The organism is Halomonas sp. BC2 (assembly GCF_002078115.1).
Classification (GTDB): domain Bacteria; phylum Pseudomonadota; class Gammaproteobacteria; order Pseudomonadales; family Halomonadaceae; genus Vreelandella; species Vreelandella stevensii.
This window is the reverse complement of sequence record NZ_LFGT01000002.1, coordinates 16,830-25,856: the sequence shown is the minus strand read 5'-3', so window position 1 is coordinate 25,856 and position 9,027 is coordinate 16,830. Positions and strand designations below refer to the sequence as shown.

Genomic DNA, 9,027 nt, shown 5'->3' with positions numbered 1-9,027 from the left:
CTGCGCTCTGGCCTAGGCAGGTTTGGGCACGCGCCCCATCAGGTAGAACTCCGGGTTGGGCGGCGTGCCTGCCAGGGTGACCAGACGATTCGACATGCCAAAGAAGGCGGCCACGGCACCGATGTCCCAGCAATCCTCCAGCGTAAAGCCCACTTCCGCCAGCCGGGTTTGCCATTCGGGCGTCAGCTCGCCCAGCTCGATGGCGCTGTGTAGCGCAAAATCGAGCATGCGCCGATGCCGCTCGCTCAACCCCGCCGCCTGGTGGTTGATGGCAACGTTATCGGCCAACAGAGGGTCTTTGGTGTAAATACGTACCAGCGCGCCATGTGCCACAACGCAGTAAAGGCAGCGATTGCGCGCGCTGGTAGTGACCACAATCATTTCCTTTTCGGCCTTGCTCAGAGTGTCGGACTCCCGCTCCATCAAGGCGTCGTGGTAGGCAAAGAAGGCGCGAAACTCCGCTGGACGGTGGGCCAACATGAGGAACACATTGGGCACGAACCCGGCTTTTTCCTGAACCGCCAATATGGCCGTGCGAATGTCGTCAGGCAGGTCGTCCAGGGTTTCGGGAATTTTAAAACGGCTTAATGACGCAGACATGCTTACCTCTTTTTTGTCGTGTTGATAAACGCCTTGCGCGATACGGGGTCATGGTTAACAAAATGCTAACGGATTAGACTTTCATTACACCTTGAGGCTCGCCATACTCTTATCGACTGTATTTCATAAAAAAGGCAGCGTTGAGCAAACGGCGTCTGTAACAGGGAAACCACCATGTCTTATTCTGAAGCAAGAGAGCACACGCCGGGGCGTTTGCATGCATTGTTCGCCGACCCTTACCGTGCGTTCGAAAACGACACGGATGAACGCCAGCTGCATATCCGTATCATGCTTCATGCCTTATTGGCCCGCCCCATCGCCCGGGGTCAAATTACGCTACGTGTCATTCACGGCTGGGAGAACGGCGGTTTCGAGCCAGCCGACCTGCAACATGCGGACTTCCATCTCAACAGCCTGGCAGATTTTCATGCTGCTGCTGCGCGCTTTACGGCGGCGAATCAGCAAAATGCACCGCTGCCCGCCGATGGCAGCGCCATTCTGGCAGAACCGCTGGCCGACGCCATTGCCGATGCCGAGGCCGAAGGTCTGGTCTTGAACGAAGACATTCGAGAAACACCCGCTCGCTGGCAAGCGTTCGAAGGGGGGTTAGCGCTGTACACGCTGTTCAAGATGTATCACCGCCTGGTGTACGGCGAAGACGACACCTATCGCTGCTCTCAGTGCGAAACTCCCCACGGGCTGCGAGAAATCCATGAGTTCCATCTTGAAGAGGGCGAGTTTGCACTCCTTGCGCCACTCAACGATGAACAGGATGCTCCTTACCTGCTGGTGCTGCATGAAAGCCAACTGGAGCCTATAGAACAGCTCCTGCGCGACAGCCTGCCACTTTTCGAACCCGTCTGATCCCCAGGGGCCCTCTGCCGTGGCAGAGGGCCCCTGATGCGTCAGCGGTTCGCCAAATATCTAGAGCGCAATGGTGCTATTGATGCCGCTGGAGACGTTTTCGGGCTCGAACCAGCGTGCGGTCACCGTTTTGGTTTGCGTCCAGAACGCGATGGCCTGCTTGCCGTTGGGGCCCAAATCCCCCAGTTTGGAAGCCCGAGAGCCGGTGAAGCTGAAATAGGCCACCGGCACCGGAATCGGCACGTTGATACCGATCTGACCAACGTCGATATCGGTTTCGAATCGGCGCGCCACCCAGCCCGAGTTGGTGAAAATCGACGTGCCGTTGCCGTTCGGGTTGGCGTTGATGAAGTCGATGGCATCATCCAGCGTCTCGACCCCCACCACGCATAGCACCGGACCGAATATTTCTTCCCGGTAAATGGTCATCTCCGGCGTGACGTTGGCAAACAGCGTCGGCCCCACGAAGTTGCCCTCCGGATACCCTTCTACTGTGTAGCCTCGGCCATCCACCAGCAGCGTGGCCCCCTCTTTTTCACCGGCGGTGATCAAGCGCTCGACACGCTCCTTGGCCTGAGGAGACACCAGCGGCCCCAGGTCGGCATCCCGCTGGGTACCGGGGCCGACCTTCATGCTACGGGCGCCTGCTTCGATATCGCTCAGCCACTCCTGCGCCTCGCCTACCAGCACCACCACCGAGTTGGCCATACAGCGCTGACCCGCTGCCCCAAAGGCCGACCCCAGCAGGCTGTCGATGGCCTGACTACGGTTGGCATCCGGCATCACCACACAGTGGTTCTTGGCCCCCATCATGGACTGCATACGCTTACCTGCCGCCGCCGCACGGCCATACAGCAGCGATCCCACATGGGTAGAGCCAATGAACGACAGCGCCTTGATGTCCTGATGGTCGGCAATCTGGTTGGCAACTTCGGGCCCGCCATGCACCACGTTGAGCACGCCCGCCGGAATACCCGCCTCATGGGCCAGTTCCACCAGCCGCATGGTCGAGCTGGGGTCCTGCTCGGAAGGCTTCAGAACGAACGTATTGCCCGTGGCAATGGCCAGCGGAAACATGAAGCAAGGCAGCATGATGGGGAAGTTGAACGCCGTGATCCCGGCGCCCACGCCCAGCGGCTGATGCATGGTATACACATCGACCTCATTGGCCGCGTTTTCGGCGAGTTCACCCAGTTGCAGAGACGCAATCGAGCAGGCGTGCTCGACCACTTCCAGCCCGCGGCCTACTTCGCCTTCTGCGTCAGGCAGCGTCTTGCCATGCTCTTCGGTGATCAGCGCGGCGAGTTCCGCGGTATGCTCACGAATCAGGGCCTGAAGTTTCAGCATGATGCGCATGCGCTTGCCCAGCGGCACCTTGCGCCACTCCTTGAACGCGGTTTTGGCACTGGCAATGGCACGCTCTACCTCGTCAGGGGTACAGAAAGGCACCCGGGCCACGACCTGCTGGGTCGCCGGATTGACGACATCGCGCCACTCCTGGCTTTGCGACTCGACCGGCTGGCCATCGATATACATGGGTATCTGGCGAACGGACATACAGACGTTCCTCGTGGTTGTGTTTGTTATGGGGTTGAATAAGGAGCCCCTAGGGTATATCAGCAAGTTGACGTAAACGTCAATTAGCCACTCGATAAAGCTAAATTCACCGCACTGGGGAAATAGCCTTTCCCTCAAGGAAAGAGCCTCGCTATGCTGTCAGGGCGCCTTCTCAACCTGCCTATCGACGATGCATAACGTGGCTTTCCACAAGGAGGTATCCATGCAAGCGTTCAATTGCCAGTGCGGCAACCCGCTGTTCTTCGAGAACACCCATTGTGTTGCCTGTGAGTCGGAAGTCGGCTGGTGCCCGGCCTGCAGCAATATCGTTGCCTTGGCCCCTTTGGAAGGCGGCGGATACCGCTGCACCCACGAAGGCTGCGGCACCCTCTTGATGAAGTGCCATAATTACGCGGTAGAGAACGTATGCAACCGCATGGTGATCATGACCGAAGGCGAAGCCGACACGCTGTGCGACTGCTGCCGCTACAACGATGTGATTCCCGACCTGAACGTAGAGGGTCACCGCGAGCGCTGGGCCGCACTGGAAGCTGCCAAGCGTCGTCTGTTCCACACCCTGGAGATTCTCAAGCTCCCCCACGGAACCCAGGGCGATGATATTCGCGTCCCCTTGAGCTTCTCGTTCATGGCCGACGCCCTCCCTGACAAAGGGCTCTGGCGCTCCACGGCGAATCAGGAGAAGGTCTATACCGGCCATGCCAACGGCCATATCACCATCAACGTCAAGGAAGCCGACGACGTCGAGCGTGAGCGACTGCGGGTGGACATGAACGAGTCCCACCGCACCCTGATCGGTCATTTTCGCCATGAGGTGGGGCATTACTACTGGGACTTGTTGGTCAAGGATCAGGATGAGGCCGCCAGCGTCCGAGTGTTTGGCGACCATAACGCCCCCACCTACGGTGATGCGCTGGAAACCTACTATCAGCAAGGCGCGCCGGCCGACTGGCCAACACGGTTCATTTCTGCCTATGCCGCCATGCACCCGTGGGAGGACTTCGCCGAAACCTTTGCGTTTTATCTGGACATGGTGGCCGTGCTGGACACCGCTCTACACATGGGGATTTCACGGGCCGAATATGACGGCACGCTGGACAGCATGTTAAGAGCGTTTCATCAGGTGGGGATGGTCGTCAATGAGCTCAACCGTGATATGGGGCTACTGGACCTGGCACCGGGGGTACTGCCTCCCCCGGTGCGTGACAAGCTGGCGTACCTTCATGAGTTAGTACACAGCGCCAGCGCTAACGCTCGATCTACTTGATCAATCGTTATCATGATCCCCCAGGTGGCCCTGACTTTGTCGCTGGGTCACCTTGGGCACGTTGTCGCTATTCACGAAGTACGTTGCCCTGAGCGTGTCATGGATCGCGGCAAAGCCAATCTGTAGCTCATCCACGAACGCATGCAACTTGCTGGGGGAGTGAGCCAACGCCTGGATATCGGCATCGACCACATCGGCACGCACCAGCGACACCGTGGCGGCCACCCGGTCCTGCCTGGGCAGTAGCTGTAGCTCATGGCCCAGCGTTTCCAGGCTACAGGCAATCGAGCGCGGCAGGTTCGGGTCCTGCAGCAGATAGCGCAGCACATCGGGGCCCCGCACTCTCAGCCGCACTTCCTGACGGTACATTTGATAGGCCGTCAGCGACTTGAGCACGCTCATCCACTGAAGGTTTTCGAACGGCAATAGCTCTTCGGGGTTCTGGGGCAGCAGGCTCGCGGAACGTACGTCCACAATACGCGTGGTCATGTCGGCCCGCTCCAGATGTCTGCCCAACTGGATGAAGGTACGGGCCGGCCCATGGCTCAAGGTGCCTTCGATCAGGCCAGTCAGCGTCTGGCAGCCGCGAATCACGTTCTTCAGGAAGGCATCGCGACGGCGCGGGCTGACACCGTTTTCCGCATGGTCGGCCACGCTCAAATAGAGCTGGTTGACCTCCTCCCAGATCTCCCTGGGCACCACGTCTCGGGTAGTGCGCAGGTTTTCCCGAGCACTGGCCAGCGCCGAAAGAATCGAACTGCCATTCTGCGCATCGGCACACAAAAAATGCACTACGCTACGCTCGTCAAAGCTGGAATGGCGCTCGTTAAACGCATCCAGAGTACCGGTCATTTCGATCAGTGGCGCCCAGCCCAACGGCAGGTGGCGCGGCAGGTCGAGCATCAGGTGGCTATTGACGCTCAGCAGCCGCGCGGTGTCTTCGGCCCGCTCGATGTAGCGCGCCATCCAGTACAGGTTTTCAGCTACGCGTGACAGCATGGCGTTAGACTCCTTCCTGCTCGGCGGCATCAGCCGCGTTCTCATCGACCTCGACGATCCAGGTATCCTTGCTGCCGCCCCCCTGGGACGAGTTGACCACCAGCGACCCCTCCACCAGTGCCACGCGGGTCAAACCACCCGTGGTGACATGGGTTTCGGGGCCGGAGAGAATGAACGGGCGCAGGTCCACATGACGCGGCTGCGGCAAGCCGTTGGCCAGGGTGGGCGTGGTGGAGAGCGCCAGCGTAGGCTGGGCCATGTAGTTGCGCGGGTTCTCCTTGATCAGGCGGGCAAACTCGTCGCGGGTTTCCCTGGTGGAGCGAGGCCCGATCAGCATGCCGTAGCCCCCGGACTCATTGGCAGGCTTCACCACCAGCTCGTCGAGGTGATCCAGTACGTACTTGCGGTCGTCATCGAACATGCACAGGTAGCTGGGCACGTTGGGCAGCAGCGGCTCCTGATCCAGATAGTAGCGAATCAACTCGGGCACGAAGGCGTAGACCACCTTGTCGTCTGCCACGCCTGCCCCTGGCGCATTGGCCAACGCCACCTTGCCCGCCCGCCAGGCGCGCATCAGCCCAGGCACGCCCAGCATCGAATGCGGATTGAAGGCTTCAGGGTCCAGAAACTCGTCATCCACACGACGATAAATGACATCCACCCGTCGCAGCCCCTCCACCGTACGCATGTAGACCACGTCATCGTCGTCCACCAGCATGTCGCTACCCTGCACCAGCTCGACCCCCATCTGCTGGGCAAGATAGGCGTGTTCGAAATAGGCCGAGTTGTAGATGCCGGGGGTCAATACCACGACCTGAGGGTCATCGCCGGGACGGGGAGACATGGCCGCCAGCATGTCATACAGCTGCGCCACGTAGTCGTCTACTGGCAGGATTTTGCCCGACGCAAACAGCTCAGGTAGCACCCGTTTGGTGACGTTGCGGTTTTCCAGCATGTAGGAGACCCCGGAAGGAATCCGCAGATTATCCTCCAGCACGTAGAGTGTGCCATCGCCGCCGCGTACCAAATCAGAGCCACAAATATGCGCCCAGATACCATGGGGCGGGTTAATGCCCACACACTGCGGGCGAAAATTAGCCGACTGAGCAAGCACTTCCGCAGGCAGCACTTTGTCCTTGACCACTTTCTGATCGTGATAAAGATCGTCGATAAAGAGATTGAGTGCTTGGACGCGCTGTTTTAAACCGGCTTCCGTCTTGCGCCACTCATGGGCCGGTATGATCCGGGGCACAATATCGAATGGCCAGGCGCGGTCGATCATTGCCCCTTCGGAATACACGGTAAACGTAATCCCCATGGTACGAATGGCGATTTCCGCAGCGGTTTTTCTTTCCGCTAACTCTTCGGCGCTAAACCGAGCCAGCATATTACAAAGCTCATCGGCAGAAGCTCTGGGTTTACCTGGCGCTTCTAGCAACTCATCGTAAAAATCACGGCACGCATAGTTGTTCCAATTGACTTGGCTCATGGGCGCTCTCCTGGCGCTGGGGTGGAAGCGGCAACTTCCTTGAACAATAGTGTAGGCCTGCCGCGTGCAATCGACGTACTTATTGGGCTATATAACCACGCAAGACGCGTACCACCTTCCCCGATTTTTCAACGCTATGACGCTGAGTTTTGATAAAACATGCCCGCTTTTCTGAGCACTGATGTTTTTTTCATACGCCACCTGAACCAATTTAGTGCCCCAACCAAAAAGACACATAAAAAAAGCACCAATTTAGTGCGATAACAATTTTCCACACTTCTTAAACGCCTTGAGGCATATTGCAGCTGCAAAAAAGTTCAACTCCAACGATACTCTTGGGTAAATGTCTTGTTGCGTCGCAGCTCATCAGTAGCTGCGAGAATTTACGCTTTTATTTGAGGGTGGCTCATGACCATTCGCGTTGCCTTGCATCACCGCACGACCTATCGATTTGACCGCCCTGTCAAACTGTCACCCCATGTCGTCCGCCTGCGCCCGGCCCCCCACTGCCGTACTCATATCGATGCCTACTCGCTGAATATTTCAGGGGATGACCACTTTCTGAATTGGCAGCAAGACCCCTTTGGCAACTTTAATGCGCGTATCGTGTTTCCAGAGCCACGCAAGGAACTCACCATTGCCGTCGAGCTGGTGGCCCCCATGACGGTCATCAACCCTTTCGACTTTTTTCTCGACGATGCCGCGCAAAAAATTCCGTTCCATTATTCCGATGAGCTTCTCAAGGAGCTAGGCCCCTATCTGGAAGTCACCGAAGCAGGGCCGCGCCTAAAAGCATGGCTTAAGGAAGTACCTCGGGAGCCCACCACCAGCGTCGATTTTCTGGTGGCGCTCAACCAGCGTCTGCAACAGGACATCAGCTACCTGGTGCGTATGGAGCCCGGCGTACAAAGCTGTGAAGAAACCCTAACTCTGGCCAGTGGTTCCTGCCGCGACAGCGCCTGGTTACTGGTACAGATCCTGCGCCATTTGGGGCTGGCGGCTCGCTTTGTATCCGGCTATCTGATTCAGCTGGCCCCGGACGTCAAAGCGCTGGATGGCCCCAGCGGTACCGAGGTGGACTTTACCGACCTGCATGCCTGGACCGAAGTCTTCCTGCCGGGCGCAGGCTGGGTGGGCCTGGACCCCACCTCCGGCCTGTTCGCTGGTGAAGGGCATATTCCGCTGGCCGCCACCCCCACCACTGGCAGCGCCGCGGCCATTACCGGTTTCTCCGACAAGTGCGAAGTGGAATTCGATGTCGAGATGCGCGTGGAGCGCATCCACGAAGACCCGCGCGTCACCCGCCCCTACAACGATCAGCAGTGGCAGGCCATTCTGGCGCTGGGCGACCAGGTGGATGAGGCCCTCCAGCAGCAGGATGTTCGCCTGACCATGGGGGGCGAGCCGACCTTCGTTTCCATCGACGACATGGAGAGCCCCCAGTGGAACACCGAAGCGCTGGGCGAGCACAAGCGTGAGCGCGCCGAGGCGCTGCTGACCCGACTGCAGGAAGCCTACGCGGCCGGTAGCGTCATTCAGCAGCAACAGGGCAAGTGGTACCCTGGCGAACCGCTGCCTCGCTGGGCGCTGGCCTGTTACTGGCGCAAGGATGGCGCGCCCCTGTGGCGCGACCCCAAGTGGCTGGCCAGCACCGAAGGCGCGCCCCACGCCAAGGTCGACAACGCCATGGTAGAGCGCTTCATCCATACGCTGGGCGAGCGTCTGGGCGTGGCGCAGCGCCACTGGATTCCCGCCTACGAAGATGCCTACTACTACCTTTGGAAGGAGCAGACCCTGCCGGTCAGCGTCGACCCGCGTAATGCCGACCTGAAAGACGATGCCGAACGCCGCCGTCTGGCACGTCTGCTGGAGCAGGACCTGGGCGCCGTCGTGGGCTATGCGCTCCCGCTGCGTCACTCGATTTCCCAGTCTCATCGCTGGGAAAGCGGCCGTTGGCCGCTCAAACGCGATCACCTGTTCCTGGTGCCAGGCGACTCCCCCATGGGCCTGCGTCTGCCGCTGTCGGCGCTCCCCTGGGCCGACCCGGAAGAGCAGCCACAGCCCCAGTCGCTGTTTGCACCACGGCCTGCGCTGGGCGATATTCACGGCGAAGTGGCGCGCCGCAATGCCGAACAGCACCGCTTCACCAGCGCCGAGCGCCATGGCCAGAGCCTGCACCCCAGCCATAGCCACCCGGAAGGCGAAGCCGTTCAGCAGCAGCCAAGCGCCGCCG

General features: G+C 59.4%; 7 protein-coding genes. 3 read left to right on the top strand and 4 right to left on the bottom strand.

Annotation, left to right across the window (positions count from 1 at the left end; genetic code table 11):
* Window positions 1-12 precede the first annotated feature (12 nt).
* Window positions 13-600 (bottom strand): peroxidase-related enzyme, encoded by a 588-nt coding sequence (locus B7L71_RS00660; protein WP_081135175.1) that lies wholly within the window; start codon window positions 598-600, stop codon window positions 13-15.
* 174 nt (window positions 601-774) lie between these two features.
* Between B7L71_RS00660 and B7L71_RS00655 the strand changes: the two genes are divergently transcribed.
* Window positions 775-1,464, top strand: a complete 690-nt coding sequence (locus B7L71_RS00655) for a hypothetical protein (RefSeq protein WP_016916454.1) — start codon at window positions 775-777, stop codon at window positions 1,462-1,464.
* A gap of 60 nt (window positions 1,465-1,524) precedes the next feature.
* On the opposite strand, the gene B7L71_RS00650 is transcribed toward B7L71_RS00655, so the two are convergent.
* Window positions 1,525-3,021, bottom strand: coding sequence for a CoA-acylating methylmalonate-semialdehyde dehydrogenase (locus B7L71_RS00650; protein ID WP_081135174.1), 1,497 nt, complete (start codon window positions 3,019-3,021; stop codon window positions 1,525-1,527).
* 223 nt (window positions 3,022-3,244) lie between these two features.
* Between B7L71_RS00650 and B7L71_RS00645 the strand changes: the two genes are divergently transcribed.
* Window positions 3,245-4,306: a zinc-binding metallopeptidase family protein gene (locus B7L71_RS00645; protein WP_081135172.1), complete on the top strand. Its 1,062-nt coding sequence runs from the start codon at window positions 3,245-3,247 to the stop codon at window positions 4,304-4,306.
* Here B7L71_RS00645 and B7L71_RS00640 read toward each other — a convergent pair whose 3' ends face one another.
* Entirely contained in the window at window positions 4,307-5,305 is a 999-nt protein-coding gene (locus tag B7L71_RS00640; RefSeq protein WP_016916450.1) for an alpha-E domain-containing protein, read from the bottom strand.
* 4 nt (window positions 5,306-5,309) lie between these two features.
* A complete protein-coding gene (locus B7L71_RS00635; protein ID WP_081135171.1) occupies window positions 5,310-6,794 on the bottom strand; it encodes a circularly permuted type 2 ATP-grasp protein in 1,485 nt (494 codons plus the stop codon).
* A 408-nt stretch (window positions 6,795-7,202) separates the two neighbouring features.
* Here B7L71_RS00635 and B7L71_RS00630 point away from each other — a divergent pair.
* Window positions 7,203-9,027: transglutaminase family protein (locus B7L71_RS00630; protein WP_139790009.1), on the top strand; the 1,825-nt coding region annotated here is incomplete at its 3' end.

What these genes read in the sequence shown, in the direction of transcription:
- B7L71_RS00660 (WP_081135175.1), bottom strand. Translation starts at nt 600, where the DNA reads ATGTCTGCGTCATTAAGCCGTTTTAAAATTCCCGAAACCCTGGACGAC.
- B7L71_RS00655 (WP_016916454.1), top strand. Translation starts at nt 775, where the DNA reads ATGTCTTATTCTGAAGCAAGAGAGCACACGCCGGGGCGTTTGCATGCA.
- B7L71_RS00650 (WP_081135174.1), bottom strand. Translation starts at nt 3,021, where the DNA reads ATGTCCGTTCGCCAGATACCCATGTATATCGATGGCCAGCCGGTCGAG.
- B7L71_RS00645 (WP_081135172.1), top strand. Translation starts at nt 3,245, where the DNA reads ATGCAAGCGTTCAATTGCCAGTGCGGCAACCCGCTGTTCTTCGAGAAC.
- B7L71_RS00640 (WP_016916450.1), bottom strand. Translation starts at nt 5,305, where the DNA reads ATGCTGTCACGCGTAGCTGAAAACCTGTACTGGATGGCGCGCTACATC.
- B7L71_RS00635 (WP_081135171.1), bottom strand. Translation starts at nt 6,794, where the DNA reads ATGAGCCAAGTCAATTGGAACAACTATGCGTGCCGTGATTTTTACGAT.